The organism is Neobacillus oceani (genome assembly GCF_046237595.1).
Classification (GTDB): domain Bacteria; phylum Bacillota; class Bacilli; order Bacillales; family Cytobacillaceae; genus Bacillus_D; species Bacillus_D oceani.
In genome coordinates this window covers 2920274-2936593 of sequence record NZ_CP143543.1, presented here as the reverse complement: position 1 = coordinate 2936593, position 16320 = coordinate 2920274, and the positions used below count along the sequence as shown (strand labels likewise).

Annotated in this window: 17 protein-coding genes; all 17 read left to right on the top strand. The window is 45.1% G+C overall.

Annotated elements, in window-relative coordinates:
* The first annotated feature begins 43 nt into the window (after positions 1-43).
* On the top strand, positions 44-2203 hold the full coding sequence (locus tag V1499_RS14865) for a peptidoglycan D,D-transpeptidase FtsI family protein (RefSeq protein WP_409270665.1): 2160 nt from the start codon (positions 44-46) through the stop codon (positions 2201-2203).
* A 238-nt stretch (positions 2204-2441) separates the two neighbouring features.
* Positions 2442-3389 (top strand): PstS family phosphate ABC transporter substrate-binding protein, encoded by a 948-nt coding sequence (locus V1499_RS14860; protein WP_409270664.1) that lies wholly within the window; start codon positions 2442-2444, stop codon positions 3387-3389.
* Between the two features lie 110 nt (positions 3390-3499).
* A complete protein-coding gene (pstC, locus tag V1499_RS14855) occupies positions 3500-4447 on the top strand; it encodes a phosphate ABC transporter permease subunit PstC (protein WP_409270663.1) in 948 nt (315 codons plus the stop codon).
* A gap of 1 nt (position 4448) precedes the next feature.
* Positions 4449-5333: a phosphate ABC transporter permease PstA gene (gene pstA, locus V1499_RS14850; protein WP_409270662.1), complete on the top strand. Its 885-nt coding sequence runs from the start codon at positions 4449-4451 to the stop codon at positions 5331-5333.
* An 18-nt stretch (positions 5334-5351) separates the two neighbouring features.
* On the top strand, positions 5352-6161 hold the full coding sequence (gene pstB, locus V1499_RS14845; RefSeq protein WP_409270661.1) for a phosphate ABC transporter ATP-binding protein PstB: 810 nt from the start codon (positions 5352-5354) through the stop codon (positions 6159-6161).
* Between the two features lie 35 nt (positions 6162-6196).
* A complete protein-coding gene (gene phoU, locus V1499_RS14840; protein WP_409270660.1) occupies positions 6197-6856 on the top strand; it encodes a phosphate signaling complex protein PhoU in 660 nt (219 codons plus the stop codon).
* Between the two features lie 233 nt (positions 6857-7089).
* The gene (locus tag V1499_RS14835; protein ID WP_409270659.1) at positions 7090-7770 is read left to right on the top strand and encodes a hypothetical protein; all 681 of its coding nucleotides are present in this window, start codon (positions 7090-7092) and stop codon (positions 7768-7770) included.
* Between the two features lie 53 nt (positions 7771-7823).
* Positions 7824-7973 (top strand): 50S ribosomal protein L33, encoded by a 150-nt coding sequence (gene rpmG / locus V1499_RS14830; RefSeq protein ID WP_082306913.1) that lies wholly within the window; start codon positions 7824-7826, stop codon positions 7971-7973.
* A gap of 61 nt (positions 7974-8034) precedes the next feature.
* Positions 8035-8598 (top strand): 5-formyltetrahydrofolate cyclo-ligase, encoded by a 564-nt coding sequence (locus V1499_RS14825; RefSeq protein ID WP_409270658.1) that lies wholly within the window; start codon positions 8035-8037, stop codon positions 8596-8598.
* A gap of 35 nt (positions 8599-8633) precedes the next feature.
* Positions 8634-9377, top strand: coding sequence for a DUF92 domain-containing protein (locus tag V1499_RS14820; RefSeq protein ID WP_409270657.1), 744 nt, complete (start codon positions 8634-8636; stop codon positions 9375-9377).
* A gap of 63 nt (positions 9378-9440) precedes the next feature.
* Positions 9441-10391, top strand: coding sequence for an L-lactate dehydrogenase (locus tag V1499_RS14815; protein ID WP_409270656.1), 951 nt, complete (start codon positions 9441-9443; stop codon positions 10389-10391).
* A 62-nt stretch (positions 10392-10453) separates the two neighbouring features.
* Positions 10454-10648 (top strand): hypothetical protein, encoded by a 195-nt coding sequence (locus V1499_RS14810; protein WP_316572025.1) that lies wholly within the window; start codon positions 10454-10456, stop codon positions 10646-10648.
* Between the two features lie 288 nt (positions 10649-10936).
* Complete coding sequence (locus tag V1499_RS14805) at positions 10937-12499, top strand: rhomboid family intramembrane serine protease (protein WP_409270655.1); 1563 nt, start codon at positions 10937-10939, stop codon at positions 12497-12499.
* Between the two features lie 51 nt (positions 12500-12550).
* A complete protein-coding gene (locus V1499_RS14800) occupies positions 12551-12769 on the top strand; it encodes a YqgQ family protein (protein WP_409270654.1) in 219 nt (72 codons plus the stop codon).
* 2 nt (positions 12770-12771) lie between these two features.
* Positions 12772-13740 carry an ROK family glucokinase gene (locus V1499_RS14795; RefSeq protein WP_409270653.1) on the top strand — a complete coding sequence of 323 codons (969 nt, stop codon included), beginning with the start codon at positions 12772-12774 and terminating at the stop codon, positions 13738-13740.
* 125 nt (positions 13741-13865) lie between these two features.
* Positions 13866-15047, top strand: coding sequence for a M14 family metallocarboxypeptidase (locus V1499_RS14790; RefSeq protein WP_409270652.1), 1182 nt, complete (start codon positions 13866-13868; stop codon positions 15045-15047).
* Between the two features lie 81 nt (positions 15048-15128).
* Positions 15129-16280: a hypothetical protein gene (locus tag V1499_RS14785; protein WP_409270651.1), complete on the top strand. Its 1152-nt coding sequence runs from the start codon at positions 15129-15131 to the stop codon at positions 16278-16280.
* The last annotated feature ends 40 nt before the right edge of the window (positions 16281-16320 follow it).

The window sequence follows — 16320 nt, the reverse complement described above, 5'->3', positions numbered from 1 at the left end:
ATAAAATAGGGGTTAGTGAAAATGCAAAGGAAAGTGTGAGTACATGGTAACGAAGAAAAAAAAGAAGAAGGCGCATGTCCCGTTCAGATTGAATATTCTGTTCTTCGCAGTGTTTGTCCTATTTTCAATGTTGATTTTACGGCTGGGCATTGTACAGATTGTCTATGGTGATGACTTTAAGCGTGAGATTGAGCGAACCGAGGATATCACGGTTAAAAATCCTGTTCCCCGTGGGAAAATGTTCGACAGAAATGGAACCATTATCGTTGACAACTCCCCGTTAAATGCAATCACCTACACAAAATACCAGGGAACGTCACAGGAAGAAATGCTTGAAGTGGCACGTAAACTTGCCAAGCTGATTGACAAGGATCCAAAAAAGCTTCAGAAACGGGATAAAGTCGATTTTTGGCTTTTGACGCACAAGGAAGAGGCGGAAAAGAAAATAACGGAAAAAGAATGGGAAATGTATGACAACAAAGAATTAAAGGATGCTGATATATACAAACTTCAGGTCGAAAGGGTAACCGATGAAGATATCAACAGCCTTTCAAAGGATGAGCTGGAAGTCGCCGCGATTTTTCGGGAATTTAATTCCGGCTATTACCAGTCTCCACAAATCGTGAAAAATGAGAACGTCACCCCGGAAGAATTCGCTTTAGTCAGCGAAAATCTTGAGGATTTGCCGGGGGTCGATACGACAACTGACTGGACCCGCCGGTACGCATTCGGCGACACGCTGAAAACAATCCTTGGGAACGTCACAAGTTCAGACAAAGGAATACCTAAGGAGCAATTGGATTATTACTTATCGAGGGATTATAGCCGGAACGACCGTGTCGGGATTAGCTATATCGAAAAGCAATACGAGGAAGTGCTTCAAGGCCAAAAAGCCAAGGTGAAAAACAAAACCGATAAGTCAGGGAAAATCCTCGGAACAACCGTTGTTTCCGAAGGGAAACGAGGAAAGGATCTTGTCCTGACAATTGATATGGAGCTTCAGCGGGAAGTGGAAAAAATCCTTGAGGAGGAATTATGGAAAGCCAAACAGAACAGCAATTCCAAACTCCTTGATCGGGCATTCGTCGTCCTGATGAACCCGCATACAGGCGAAATCCTTACGATGGCGGGCAAAAAGATCGAGAAAAACCCGAAAACGGGTAAATACGAAATGAGCGACTACGCATACGGAACATTCACCACCTCCTATAACGTTGGCTCAACTGTTAAGGGAGCAACCATATATGCAGGCTTCCAAACCGGAGCGATTAAACCTGGGGATAGATTCCTTGATGTACCCATGGTCATTAAAGGTACAAAACCAAAGGGTTCATGGAGAAGGACGGGATTTGGTGTTATTAATGACCTCCGTGCGCTCCAAATTTCATCAAACGTTTATATGTTCCATACCGCGATCAAAATCGGCAACGGATCCTATACTCCGAACCAACCGCTCCGAATTCGAAATGATGGGTTCGATATTATGCGGGGAATATACGGTCAATTTGGGCTTGGCGTCCGGACGGGAATTGACTTACCAAATGAGGCGATCGGCTATCCAGGGAAAATTGATCCAGGTAAGCAGCTTGACCTTGCTATCGGGCAGTATGACACATATACCGCCATGCAACTGGCTCAATATGTTTCTACGATTGCTAACGGTGGAACGAGGATCCAGCCCCATATTGTGAAGGAAATCCGGGAGCCGGTAATGGAATCAAATGAGCTTGGCCCGATTATCCAGGAAATCCAGCCGAAAATTCTGAACAGGCTCGATGGGAATGAGGAATGGCTCAAGCGGGTCCAGACTGGCTTTAGGATGGTTATGCAAGGGGACGGTACTGGTGTGCGGAAATTTGGAAATGCCCCGTATAATCCGGCTGGTAAAACAGGGACTGCCGAGGCATTTTATGACGGATTTGAGCGGAAGAAGTATGGGAAGATTCCACCACAAGTCATGAACCTGAGCCTTGTAAGTTACGCCCCTTACGATCAGCCCGAAATTGCGATGTCGGTGTTGATTCCATGGGCCTACCAAGGCAATAATGGGACTTCTTACAACAATGAAATTGGCCGCAGGGTCCTTGACACTTATTTTGAAATGAAGAAAGAACGCGCCTCGGGCGGGGTCCAACAAAATAATGAAGCAAGTGAAAACACAAATGAAAATGCAAATGAGCAGCAAGCCGCCTCTGGCCAATAGGCTATTGGAACCGTCTTTTCTATGAGACGGTTTTTTTTTTATTCTTCAGGGAATAATAAAATCGAAGTTTATGGAAACCCGAAGATACGTTATCGTAATCAACCTCTACAAGAATTTGCTTGAATTTCTTTCAACAAATTTACAAACTATTTACATTCGATTAAAACCCTTTTAACACAAAACCTTTATTCTGAAAATGCAAGAAAAAAAAACAATTACACCAGGGGGTAAAATTGAAATGAAACTTGTCAAAAAGCTCGGAATGGTATTAATGCTTGCTGCGGTTATGGTAGTGGCAGCCGCTTGCGGAGCAGATAACAAAAACAATGCGGATGGCCTTGAAGGCAGTGTTGTCATTGACGGTTCCGGGACTGTGTTTCCATTCATGGCCAAAATGGGCGAAAACTATATGAATGAACAGGAAAATGTATCTGTCGAGGTCAGCCGGGCAGGAACGTCTGCCGGTTTTAAAAAATTCCTCGTGAAAGACGGAACGGATTTCAATAATGCCTCACGGTCAATTAAAGACGAAGAAATAGCTGAAGCAGAAAAACAAGGTATCGACGTTCAGGAACTGAAAGTCGCGCTCGATGGAATCACCATTGTCATCAACAAAGATAATGACTGGGCAAAAGAACTGACGAAGCAGGAAGTCATGGACATCTTTACAGCAAGCAAAGGTAAGAATAACTGGTCTGATGTCCGCCCAGACTTTCCAAACGAACCAATTAAGACATATGGCCCGAATGAAAACCATGGAACATATGAATTCTTTTTCGAAAAAATTCTAGAAGAACAGGCCCTACCAGAAAAAATCAACCTGCAGCAGGATTATTCGACTCTAGTCGATCTTGTTTCAAAAGACAAAAATGCAATCGGATTTTTTGGCTTTGGATACTATGATAGCAATAAGGACAAGCTTTCAGCTGTAAATGTCGATTTTGGCCAGGGACCGGTTGAACCGTCGCTAGATACAATCAAGGAAGATGGCGATTATGCGGAATTCACTCGTCCAGTTTTCACATACTTGAACGTAAACCATGCGAAAGAAAAGCCTCAAGTGCTTGATTATGCAATCTACACAATGGAAAATGCACAGGATGTTGCCAAGGAAACAGGATTTGCACCATTGTCTGATGAAGATAAAGAAGCAGCTCTTGACACCTTGAAAGCATTGGAAAAATAAAAAATTTGATCCACTGATGCACTTGGAAGATGAGGAGAATATCTCCTCATCTTCTCGCCGTGCATAGGAGTAACTGGCGGTTTAGTATTAGGGTGAAAGGGGTTATTACTATGGACAGAACCACAGGGGAAAAAAGACTCAACATTGCAGGCCTGATAGAAAAAAAGAAAAAAACTGCCAGTGTCGGGACCATTACTGAAAAAGCGATTCCAGGGATATTATTTGGAATTGCAGCCATATCTGTATTTACAACAATTGGAATTGTATTAACGTTACTGACTGAAACAATATTATTTTTCAAAGAGGTTCCTTTTCTTGACTTTTTTACCGGAACGAAGTTGAAGCCACTGGGGAAGGACGCTGTATTTGGCATACTGCCGCTTTTGACCGGCACACTCTTGTCAACAGTGATAGCCATGGCAGTTGCCATTCCGATTGGCCTTATGACGGCTGTCTTCCTGAGTGAATATGCTTCTGAAAACTTACGGAAAATCCTTAAGCCGATTTTGGAAATACTCGCGGGAATCCCTACAATCGTCTATGGGTTCTTCGCATTTACATTCGTCACTCCTCTATTGCGTTCATTTATCCCGGGGCTTGAGCCTACAAATATACTCAGCCCGGGGATTGTGATGGGTATTATGATTATTCCGATGGTTGCATCCCTTTCGGAAGATGCGATGACCTCCGTTCCCAATGCAATGAGGGAAGGGGCGCTCGCCTTGGGAGCGACAAAGCTTGAGGTGACCTGGAAGGTTGTCGTTCCGGCCGCGATTTCCGGAATCATTGCTTCCTTCGTCCTCGGGATTTCGAGGGCAATCGGGGAAACGATGATAGTGGCTATCGCTAGTGGAAGCTCCAAGAACTTTACGTTTGATGTGACTCAATCGATGCAGACAATGACCGCTTATATTGTCGAAGTTACCGGTGGGGAAGCAGCAGCCGGAACCACTCTATATTACAGCCTCTATGCCGTGGCGATGACTCTGTTTGTGTTTACTCTAATTATGAACCTTATCGCCCAATACGTTTCACGCCGGTTCAGGGAGGAATATTAAGATGAAATATATTGATAACACACAGGTTGAGAGGAAAATGGGAAAGCGCCTTTTGATAAACAATATCGCGAAATTGTTTTTCCTCTTGGCAACACTTTTTGGCATCGCCGTCCTGGCCGTCCTTATCTACAGGGTCGTCGCGGACAGCATGGGCTGGATCGACAAGGATTTTTTACTGAATAAGCTATCAACAAACCCGGAAAGGGCAGGAATCCTTGGAGCAATTTACGGGACATTGTGGCTAATGGCAGTTGTTGCTCCCGCAACAATGGTTCTTGGGGTTGGCACTGCGATTTACCTTGAGGAATATGCGAAAAAAGGAAAGTTTCAGGCATTTATCCAGACGAATATTTCCAATCTTGCGGGAGTCCCATCCGTGGTATTCGGAATATTGGGGTTGACTGTTTTCGCCAGGGCACTTGGTTTAGGCTCTGTCGTTCTTGCCGGAGGGCTGACAATGGCCCTTCTTGTCCTGCCGGTTGTTGTGGTGGCGAGCCAGGAAGCCATCAGGGCTGTTCCGCAATTTTTACGGGAAGCTTCCTACGGAATGGGAGCGACAAAATGGCAAACAATTAAAAATGTCGTCTTGCCAGCATCTCTCCCAGGCATCCTGACCGGTGTGATTCTTGCGCTATCGAGGGCGATTGGCGAAACGGCGCCACTTGTTGTAATTGGCATACCGGCGCTATTAATACCGCTTCCGAACGATATTTTTGATAAGTTTACGGTCTTGCCTGTACAGATCTACTATTGGACAGTGGACTCGGCTCTCGTAGCAGAGTATGCGAACCTGGCAGCGGCAACGATTGTCATCCTATTGATCGTTCTGTTTGTGATGAACTCGATAGCAATTATTATCCGAAACAAATTCCAAAAAAGATACTAGGGCTGGAGGGAGCTACCTATGGGGATTACAGCAGGAAATATAAATGGAACATCAGCACAGGAAATTGGCAAAAAGAATATAGTCTATAGTACACGGGATCTCAATCTCTGGTATGGCGAAGGACACGCATTAAAAAGTATTAATTTGGATATTGCCGAAAATGAAGTTACCGCCATCATTGGACCATCTGGATGCGGCAAATCAACCTATATTAAAACCTTGAACAGGATGGTTGAACTGGTTCCGACAGTCCGTATTTCCGGAGAAATTCTTTACCGGGAAAGAAACATTCTTGACAAGGATTACAAGGTCGAGGATCTGCGAACCAGGGTCGGAATGGTTTTCCAAAAACCAAATCCGTTCCCAAAATCAATCTATGAAAATATAGCGTACGGACCTAAAATCCATGGAATAAAAAATAAGAAAATCCTTGATGAAATTGTTGAACAGAGCCTGCGCGGAGCGGCGATATGGGATGAAGTAAAAGACAGGCTCAATCAGAATGCATATGGACTTTCCGGCGGGCAGCAGCAGCGCCTTTGCATTGCCCGTTGCCTTGCAATCGAGCCCGACGTCATTTTAATGGACGAACCAACTTCCGCGCTCGATCCGATCTCAACGTTAAAAGTAGAAGAACTTGTACAGGAATTGAAGCAAAATTATAGTATAATTATTGTCACCCACAACATGCAGCAGGCTTCCCGGATCTCGGATAAGACTGCGTTCTTCCTGAATGGGGAAGTCATTGAATTTGCCGAGACTAGCACAATCTTTTCCAATCCATCCGACAAACGGACGGAAGATTATATTTCAGGGCGGTTTGGCTGATTTAAGCCATTCCAGCACGTAAAGGGTGGGATACAATGAGCACGAGGACCAATTTTGACAACAACTTGAACCAGTTGAAGGAAATGCTGACGGAAATGGTGAAAATGGCAAAAGATGCTGTGGAAGACTCAATCAACACGTTCATTTCGCAGGATCTTGACAATGCGAGGAAAATAATCGAAAAAGATGAGGAAATCAACCGTCTTGAATATCAAATTACTGAAAAGGCCATTTTGCTGATCGCAACTGAATCGCCTGTCGCAACCGATTTAAGGGCTATTCTTGCCGCCCTCAAAATCTCTTCGGAGGTTGAGCGCATTGCCGACAACGCGGTTAATATCGCTAAGTCCGCCCTCCATATCGGCAAGGAAAAGCATATTAAAGAGATTGAGGATATTCCGAAAATGAAGGACCTTGTCATCGAAATGCTTGATACCGCCCTTCAATCCTTTTACACAAACGATGTTGCTTTGGCAAGGAAATGCGCGGAAATCGACGACCAAGTGGATGAAATGTATGGCCAGCTTGTCCATGAACTCTTAGGGCATATCCCTGGAAATCCTGAAGCGACGAACCAAATTACGCAAATGTCGTTTACTTGCAGGTATTTGGAGCGCATCGGAGACCATTCCACCAATATAGCGGAGCAGGTAATCTTTTTGGTAACAGGAAAACGGTATGAATTGAACCATTAAGAATTAATGTGGCGAAATTTGCTTCCAGATTATAAAAAGCAAACCGCTTTATTGTCGAATAAAGGCGGGGAGAATTAACCAACAGCTCATCTGAAATTTTTTTTGCGCATGGAAAGAAGTGTGTGCGTGGGCAGGCGATTTCCGACAATTTGCGTTTATTGTAAGCCTTATTGACAGGTGCTACCATTATTTATGAGAGCCGGCGGTTCTAATTGTCCCGCCGGAGGAATAGGATGGTTAGTTATCTAAAAAGGGCGGTAATGGTCATGCTGAAAACGAAATCGGAAACTAGGACGGGGAAAATGGATCAAGCAGCGGAGGGAGTTGCCTATTCCGCGGAAAAGCTTGCCATAGCTACCGGGTTATGGATTAATGGACACGTATATGGGCGATTTGAAGCTAGGGAAACGCTTCTTTACGAGGAGAAACTCACACTAAAGATATCAGAGGAAAACCCTCATTCAAAAATTGCTGTCCTCAATTACTTTATTTGTAATCATGGCAATGAGGAAAAAAGAATAAAGTTATTGGCTATGCACTTGCCAAAAACATTTGTAATGAATCACTTTTCCTTTATCTCCCCCGCTGACCAAACCATATTTCATCTCGCGGGAGAGAAGATGTTCCTTGTCGGTGGCCTCCCCGAGGAAGGTCTGAAATGGAAGGCAACAGTCATCCCGTCATGGCATATAAGCTCCGACAGTATTTGGGGGGATATAGGGAGGGGCATCCTGAAATATTCTCCTTTGGCAAAAGGGAATCCCGCCAGCATCCTTTCAGCAGATATCGCCGTTCCTCCGGGAAAAACAGTACGGTTGTCGTCATGGATCATTTCAGGGGAAGGCAAGACTGAGGTGGTTTCTCTTAGAGACGTACTTTTAAAAAACAGACTAGCATTTCAAAATGAAAAGTGATATTATAGAAAAGTCGTATAACGAACATGTTCTAAATGTTTGGAGGGATAACAATGCGCGTGAATATTACGTTAGCTTGCACTGAGTGTGGAGAGCGCAACTATATTTCTAAAAAAAATAAACGCAATAATCCAGATCGCCTTGAGCTGAAAAAATATTGCTCCAGGGAAAAGCGTACAACATTACATCGCGAAACAAAATAAGCAGTGGGGCTCCCTACTGCTTTTTTTGTTGCCTAAAATAGGTAAATAGGGGGAATGGAATATGGAAGACAAGCAGAAATTGCGAAAGGCCATGATGGATCGCCTAAATTCTATTGCCGAGGGGGAATACCGTGAGCGTTCAGAACGGATTGCTTCCAATTTATTCAGGAATCCCGTTTGGGAAAAAACCGAAGTGATTGGCATAACGATATCCCGGCCCCCTGAAGCTGATACATACAAGATTATCGAAAATGCCTGGCGGGAAGGAAAACGCATCGCTGTACCAAAGTGCTTACCTGCTACAAGGGAAATGCAGTTCCGGTATCTTACTGATTTTTCTCAATTGGAGAAGGTTTATTATGGCCTTCTTGAACCAATGGTAGAAAGGACAGCACCCGCAGAACCAAATGACATAAGCTTGCTTGTCGTTCCGGGATTGGCTTTTTCCCGAAGTGGCTACAGACTTGGTTTTGGAGGAGGCTATTATGACCGTTTTCTGGCTGATTACAAAGGGGAAACGGTATCGCTTGCTTTTAACAGCCAAATGGTTGAAGATCTCCCAATCGAGAAGCATGACCTTCCGGTTGGGCTCATATTGACGGAAGACGCGGCCATTCAAAAATGACTCCAGGAATTTTTCTCGGCGGGATTCTGATTTTTGTGGCAGCGTGGACAGGTTGGAAACTTAAGGCGCTAACGGTGACAGGTGCGTTAGCTTCAATTGGAATCGGTATAATAACCTTGGCGGGTACAGGGGTCAACGGCCTTTTGCTTCTTGGCGCTTTCTTCGCTTCGTCCAGCCTTTGGTCAAAATTTAAAGCGAAAAGCAAATCGGCCATGGATGAAAAGCTTGCAAAAGGGGCAACGCGGGACTGGAGGCAGGTGGTTGCAAATGGAGGCCCTGCAGCGATTTGCAGCGGATTGTTTTTCGTAACAGGGAATCCCATTTGGCTTACCTGTTATGCGGCGGCAATTTCAAGCGCTAATTCGGATACATGGGCTTCGGAAATCGGGCCCATTGGTAAAAGGGATCCAATCAGCATCAAAGGGTTTAAACGGGCCGAGCGAGGTACCTCCGGTGCAGTTAGTCTTCTTGGTACGTGCGCTGCCTTGGCCGGAGCAGGGTTTATCGCGCTTTTGGCCGTATACTTCTTCGGGCTGCCGTTTTGGTTCGGTTGGATTATTTTCATCTTTGGATTTCTGGGAAACGTTATCGATACTCTTCTAGGCGCCTATTTTCAGGTATCTTACAAGTGCCGGGTTTGCGGGCTTGAGACCGAGAAAGCCCACCATTGCGGGACAGCTACGGGAAAGATAAAAGGCAGTTCCTTGCTCGATAATGATGTCGTCAACTTTTTATCCGGGGCAGCGGCCGTTATGGGAACTTACCTTGTCCTTTTATAATTCATAGGATTTCGGATACTATTGGGGCTAGAATAGCCAGGAAATAATACGGGAGGCGGTTTTATGAAGCGAGTCAGCAGGGTTGCGATCATTGGAATGGGTTCGGTCGGTTCAAGCTACGCCTTCGCGCTATTAAACCAAGGGATCACAGAAGAAATTGTTTTGATAGACCTGAATACTGCAAAGGCCGAAGGAGACGCGATGGATTTGAATCACGGACTGCCATTCGCTCCTTCAAGCACGAAAATCTGGTTTGGGGAATACACCGACTGCAAAGATGCGGATCTTGTCGTCATTTGTGCGGGTGCCAACCAAAAACCTGGCGAAACGCGGCTTGATCTTGTTGATAAAAATACCCGTATTTTTAAAGAGATTGTAGACAGTGTCATGGGAAGCGGGTTTGATGGGATTTTTCTTGTCGCCACCAACCCGGTCGATATCCTTTCTTATGCAGTGTGGAAATTTTCAGGACTGCCAAAGGAACGGGTCATCGGGTCCGGCACAATTCTGGATACTGCCAGATTCAGGTTCCTGCTTGGTGAATATTTCGATGTTGATCCAAGGAATGTCCATGCCTATATTATCGGTGAGCATGGTGACACTGAACTTCCGGTTTGGAGCCATGCGGATATTGCCGGTATGAAAATAGGCGAATGGGCAAAAAAGAAGAACGACTTTAAACTGGAAGAACTCGAAGGCATTTTCCTTAATGTCAGAGACGCCGCCTATCATATTATTGAGAGGAAGGGTGCCACCTACTACGGTATCGCCATGGGACTTGTCAGGCTGACAAAGGCGGTCCTTGGAAATGAAAATTCCGTTTTGACTGTTTCAGCATTCCTCCAGGGGGAGTATGGGCAGGAGGACCTTTATATAGGGGTCCCTGCAATCGTAAACCGGAGCGGGATAAAGGAAATTGTGGAGCTTGATTTGTCACCGGAAGAAAGAGAGAGGTTCGCCAATTCTGCGGGCATTTTAAAGGATATTCTTGAAAAAGCCATGAAACCCTACTGACATCTATTACCTTTCGTATAAACCACCTCCATCTGGAAACGATAAAAAGGGAGGTTGGTAAAATGAATAAGGCAATTTCATCCGCCGTTATGTTCGGCGCGGCGGGGTACCTGATTTACAGGAACAGGTACAGGCTAATGAACATCCTGCTTGGCACAGGATGGGTCAGGAAAGCGGCTGTCAGAACAATCATGGGCATGCCGGGTGTAAAAAGAAGAATGATGGATTCTGTATTTGGAGAGCCGAACCGGCTATAAGCCGGGCCGGCTCTTTCTCGTCTTCTACGAAGTTAAAAATTGAACCTTGTATAAAACTCGAAATAAGTTATTGTAGTCCAGCTCCAGCGCCTAGCCCCTCGAGGTCATAAGCCGGTTCCCTCCGGAGGGCAGGCCCGTCCTGCGGGCCCCGTCTTATGCTTGTCGGGGCTGACCAAGGCGCTTGCGCATTTTGTTTTAATATTACTAGTTGAAGGAAACTTCGTTTATAATGGTATTGATATAAGGCTTACTTTTACAAAAAGGAGCCTGGGAAAGCAGGGAAGCTTTTTGAACAATCAGGAACAAACTCTATTTTGGAAGCTTGCGGAATTATTGATCGTACATTCGGGCTACCGAATTGTGAAATTATTTCCGGATGAAAAAGAACTTTGGCTGGAAAAAAGTGAGTCTGCCGAGGTCCCTATTGTCCGTCTATACCGTGAGGATTTTGACTGGACCAACAAAATGTTAAGGGATATTGAACTGACCGCTGCGACAGGGGCGAAAATCAGGAGCCAATTGGGCCAAAGGAATCTACGGATCTTAAATATTTATGTAAGCGGGCAGCCCCCCGTTGATGATTACCAGCGGGTTTTAAGTGAGCCATTTGTTTATCGGGACAGACTTTCCGAAATTTCGGTCCATACAACCCTGTTTGCAAACGGAATCTATGGGCAAGCAGAGGAAAGTTTAACCGGTATAGTGGATGCCGGTTCGATACATTTAAGCAATTTGGAAGGCCAGTATTCTGAGAGTGCCGAGGAGGCTAGAAAGAGGACATTGGAATATGCTGAAAAGGCGACCAGGCGGGAACAGGCCATTTTTACAGCGGGACGGCCTATTTTCACATATTTTTTCATGGCCTTTCAGATACTGGTGTTTTTATTGCTTGAACTCTATGGGGGCAGCACAAATCCTAACACTCTGATAAAATTTGGAGCGAAATTCAACCCTTTAATTTTGGAAGGGGAATGGTGGAGATTCATTACGCCGGTTTTTCTTCATATCGGCTTTCTACACCTGGTGATGAATACACTTGGGCTTTATTTTGTAGGGACTGCAGTGGAAAAGATGTTTGGAAGTGTTCGATTTTTGTTTGTATACTTGTTTGCCGGCTTTGGCGGGTCGCTGGCAAGCTTCCTTTTCAGCCATGAAGTATCTGCTGGCGCGAGTGGGGCGATTTTTGGCTGCCTCGGGGCGCTTCTCTATTTCGGTATGGTTTATCCGCGTCTTTTTTTCAGGACGATGGGCCATACAGTGTTTTTGATCATCATTGTCAATCTCGCTTTCGGATTTTCGGTCTCAATGGTTGACAACGCCGGCCATCTTGGCGGTCTCGCAGCGGGATTCCTGGGAGCAGGCATTGTGCATTTTCCAAAAAAGAAAAAATCGCCAAGCCAGTTCGCGTTTGCCGCGGTATCTATTTTACTTGCAGTGGCAATGGTACACCATGGTTTCGAGGAAGGGCTCGGGCCAAAGGATGAACACTCCGTTATCCTCCTCGCGGAAGAAAAAGTGAACCAAAAAGAGTATAATGAAGCTTACTCTATCCTTCGCCGTTATGAACAAGAGAACAAAGTATCTGAAAAGACTTATTTTCTTCTATCTTATACGGAAATCAAGCTGCAAAAACTTCAGGATGCCAAGGCTCATTTGCTAAAAGCGATTGCCCTGGATAACAGCTTTTCGGAAGCTCATTTCAATCTTGCGCTTATTTACCTTGAGGAACGGGATCTTGTTTCCGCCAAAAAGCATGCCGAAAAGGCCGCGTCCTTGAAACAAGGACAAAACGAATATAAAAAATTGGTGGATGAAATTGATAAAGTGCTCTCTGCCCAGCAGGGAGCTTAACTGGAATCATACCGGATATCACTTTGCATATGGAAAACGAGGGGAATTTACGTGAAAACCATTTATGACATCCAGCAATTCCTGAAAAAGTACGGTACCATTATCTATGTTGGCGACAGGGTTGCCGACTTGGAACTAATGGAAGAAGAACTGATTGAATTGTACAATTCACAGTTAATTGAAGATAGGGAATTCCAAAATGCGATTATGCTCTTAAGGCACGAAATCCAGCTGGAAAAAGAAAAAAACAATAAAAAAACAGGTGAGTAAACATGGAAAATTGGTTTGCAGGAATCGATTTGGGCGGAACAACAACGAAGATTGCATTTATATCTTCCGACGGCGAAATTAAGGACAAATGGGAAATTGTGACAGATAATTCCAATGAAGGCAAAAATATCGTCTTGAATATAATAAAATCCATCGATGAGCGGCTCAATGTAATTGGACAGGCCAGGGATAAACTTGCGGGAGTCGGTATGGGGGCTCCGGGACCGGTAGATTATGCCACAGGCGTCCTCTATAATGCTGTCAATCTTGGCTTTAAAGGGAATTACCCATTGAAGGAGACTCTTGAATTGGAAATGTCCCTTCCGGCGGCAATTGATAACGATGCAAATTGCGCCGCAATCGGAGAAATGTGGAAGGGTGCGGGTGATGGAGCGAGAGACCTCGTCTGCGTGACATTGGGAACGGGGGTTGGCGCCGGAGTGATTGCCAATGGGCATATTGTTCAAGGCGTAAGTGGTGCTGCGGGTGAAATTGGCCACATTACCTCTATTCCCGTTGGTGGTGCCCAGTGCAATTGCGGAAAAACGGGCTGCTTGGAAACCATTGCCTCTGCTACCGGGATCGTAAGGCTTGCCATGGAATTAGTCCAAGCGGGGGAGAAGGGAAGGCTGGCTGAAATTGTCGCAGCCAACGGAATTATCACCGCGAAAGATGTTTTTGATAGCGCGAGGGATGGCGATACAGCTGCGGGACAGATTGTGGACGAGGTTGCCTTCCATCTTGGTCTCGCCCTTGCGAATGTTGCCAATACACTTAACCCGGAGAAGATTGTCCTTGGCGGAGGAGTATCGCGCGCAGGTGATATTCTTTTAAAAAAGGTAAGGGATCAGTTTGCCCGCTTTGCTTTCACACGGGTGCGTGAAACAACAACGATTGCTTTGGCGACACTCGGAAATGATGCAGGAGTTATCGGCGCCGCGTGGCTCGCCAAGAATCGGCTTACATTATAGAATATGTCACATGCAGGGCTCCCGTTTCCGGGGGCCTTCTTTGTTACTTGCATGAAACCCCCATATCTGTTCATACACTTTAATGAACTAACGCAAGAAGGTCTTTATGGGTTAGGAGGGAATACATGCTCATCGACCAACTGCCTGGAATGACTCTAGCAGACTATGGCCGTTTGTTTTGTTTACAGCCTGAGCTGATCCGGGCATCCAATGACATGGACATAATTAAAGAGAAAAAAAGGGGGAGGATTCGCGTCCCAGGGTTTACCGGGAAGCGCTATAATCTGAAAAATGGGGAGACGCTGGATTCGGTTGCTTCCCTTTTGCGTTTTGATACCGAAGCCATAAAGCTTTTGAATGCAAGAAGCCGGATAAATAACGAGAGGTGCATCTTTCTTCCTTGTAGGGCAACAGCCCCGGTTCTTATTGGAAGGACAAAATACTGTTCCAATATTCTTGAACGAGATTTGGCAGCAATGACGGAAGTCTATCCATTTGCAAAAACTTCGGTGATAGGCCGAAGCGTTCTAGGGAAACCGATTTGGGAGCTGAAAATTGGGAACGGGCATCGGAAAGTCCATTTTAATGCCTCATTTCACGCAAACGAATGGATTACTAGTGGAATTCTTATGGAACTTGTTAATATGTATTTACTCGCCCTTTGTGATAATCGAACAATAATGGGAGAAGAAGCAATATCGATTTTTGAATCAACCGAGCTCTCAATCGTTCCGATGGTGAATCCTGATGGCGTTGACCTTGTCCTGCACGGGCCGCCTCCGGGGATGAGGGAACAGCTAACAGAAATAAATGGTGGCAATAACGACTTTTCCGGCTGGAAAGCGAACATCAGAGGGGTGGATTTGAATAATCAGTTTCCCGCCAATTGGGAAATCGAAAAAGAAAGAAAGGAACCAAAGTCTCCTGCACCACGTGATTTTCCGGGAACTTCTCCCCTATCCGAACCGGAAGCAATTGCGATGGCCAATCTCTCAGTAAACAGCCGTTTTGATATGGTTTTGGCATTCCATACCCAGGGCCAAGAGTTTTACTGGGGGTATGGGGGTAAAGAGCCCGCCGTTTCCTCGTCCATTGCAGGTGAATTTTCCAGGTTAAGCGGGTACAGGGCAGTCCACACAATCGACAGCCACGCGGGATTCAAGGACTGGTATATTCAGGAAAATGGACGGCCCGGGTTTACAATAGAGCTTGGAAAGGGAATAAACCCTTTGCCGCTTTCTCAATTTAATAAGGCTTATCGGGATGTATTGGGGATTTTTCTATTTGCAATAGGAAAATCTTTTTAAACGGGTAAAAAAACAAAATAATATGAAACTATTAGCCGCAATAAATCGTCTAATTAATATCTGCTAATAAGGGGGAAGGAAATGGGCAAAAGTCTGCGAAACATATCCTATCAATTTTCAGCACCTGCCAGGCTGCTTTTCATTTTCCTCCTTTTCTTTTCCCTGGCGTCATGTTCGCAACCAAAAGAGAAGGCGCAGCCCACTGGACAATCCGGAGATCCGGTCGTCAATGGTGGGCAGACGGCGAAACAATCGGAAGGCTGGAAACTTCCGCTTAAAGTGCCGGAAGGAGAGTTTTTCAAGGTTTTTGGCTGGCTTAGTAACAGCGAAATTGTATTTGCATCAAATTTATCTTCAGGCTCCAACCTTTATCGCTATTCCCTTGAAACAGGAGAGAGCGATTTTATTCTAATGACCCGAAATCCAATTGTTACTGTCTCCATCAATCCCCAAAAAACAAGGCTGATGGTCCATACTTCCCCATCTTCTTATGAAGCGGTTGTAACAATATATGATACAAATGGAAACGAATTGGCAAACCAGTCCTTTCCATCATCTGAGCTACATACAGAATGGAATCCTTATGAAGTAGATGATTTGCTGATTGTAGCATTTTATGAGGATTGGACGTATAAGGCTTTCCGTATGAATGCCGCCGACAGGAAAGTCGATGAAATCGGCATAGCCGATCCGTTTGTGAAATGGATTGGAAAAGACAAGTATGCATATCTTGAATGGGATGAAGATAATCCAAGCTTTTTCGCTCCTCTCGTACTGCAGGACATCCAAGGCGAAAAAGCAACGGCGCAATTCGGGAATCTTTACCACCTTGAAACATATAAAAACCTAATACTAGGTATTAGCGCGGCTGGGGAAGACTTGGATAAAGCAATTTTTACGTTTTACGATACAGGGCTTAGCCAATTATTATCTTTCGAACTTCCCCAGTTGGGCAGGTTCTCCGGCTGGCTCGTTCCTTTTATGGATTTTAACGACAACAAACAGGAGTTTACTATTTTCGAGCCTATTAAAAGCGGGGATGCAGATGCCTACACAGAGGGATTCATTCTTGCATCCCATGCACTCGGAGGAGGAAGGAAGGTTCTTTTGGAGGGGGCGGAAAATCAGCCGATTGAATCGTCTCCAAACGGAGAAGCATTCCTCTATGGCTACAGGTTTGAGAAGATCATTGATTCTGTGGGAAAAAGGGTAATAAGCCTCATCCAGGAGTAAAAAAAGGACTGCCCAATGATGTGCACCCCAAAAGTTAGAC

What these genes read in the sequence shown, in the direction of transcription:
- phoU (WP_409270660.1), top strand. Translation starts at nt 6,197, where the DNA reads ATGAGCACGAGGACCAATTTTGACAACAACTTGAACCAGTTGAAGGAA.
- V1499_RS14785 (WP_409270651.1), top strand. Translation starts at nt 15,129, where the DNA reads ATGGGCAAAAGTCTGCGAAACATATCCTATCAATTTTCAGCACCTGCC.
- rpmG (WP_082306913.1), top strand. Translation starts at nt 7,824, where the DNA reads ATGCGCGTGAATATTACGTTAGCTTGCACTGAGTGTGGAGAGCGCAAC.
- pstC (WP_409270663.1), top strand. Translation starts at nt 3,500, where the DNA reads ATGGACAGAACCACAGGGGAAAAAAGACTCAACATTGCAGGCCTGATA.
- V1499_RS14865 (WP_409270665.1), top strand. Translation starts at nt 44, where the DNA reads ATGGTAACGAAGAAAAAAAAGAAGAAGGCGCATGTCCCGTTCAGATTG.
- V1499_RS14860 (WP_409270664.1), top strand. Translation starts at nt 2,442, where the DNA reads ATGAAACTTGTCAAAAAGCTCGGAATGGTATTAATGCTTGCTGCGGTT.
- V1499_RS14835 (WP_409270659.1), top strand. Translation starts at nt 7,090, where the DNA reads ATGGTTAGTTATCTAAAAAGGGCGGTAATGGTCATGCTGAAAACGAAA.
- V1499_RS14795 (WP_409270653.1), top strand. Translation starts at nt 12,772, where the DNA reads ATGGAAAATTGGTTTGCAGGAATCGATTTGGGCGGAACAACAACGAAG.
- V1499_RS14810 (WP_316572025.1), top strand. Translation starts at nt 10,454, where the DNA reads ATGAATAAGGCAATTTCATCCGCCGTTATGTTCGGCGCGGCGGGGTAC.
- V1499_RS14815 (WP_409270656.1), top strand. Translation starts at nt 9,441, where the DNA reads ATGAAGCGAGTCAGCAGGGTTGCGATCATTGGAATGGGTTCGGTCGGT.
- pstB (WP_409270661.1), top strand. Translation starts at nt 5,352, where the DNA reads ATGGGGATTACAGCAGGAAATATAAATGGAACATCAGCACAGGAAATT.
- pstA (WP_409270662.1), top strand. Translation starts at nt 4,449, where the DNA reads ATGAAATATATTGATAACACACAGGTTGAGAGGAAAATGGGAAAGCGC.
- V1499_RS14825 (WP_409270658.1), top strand. Translation starts at nt 8,035, where the DNA reads ATGGAAGACAAGCAGAAATTGCGAAAGGCCATGATGGATCGCCTAAAT.
- V1499_RS14790 (WP_409270652.1), top strand. Translation starts at nt 13,866, where the DNA reads ATGCTCATCGACCAACTGCCTGGAATGACTCTAGCAGACTATGGCCGT.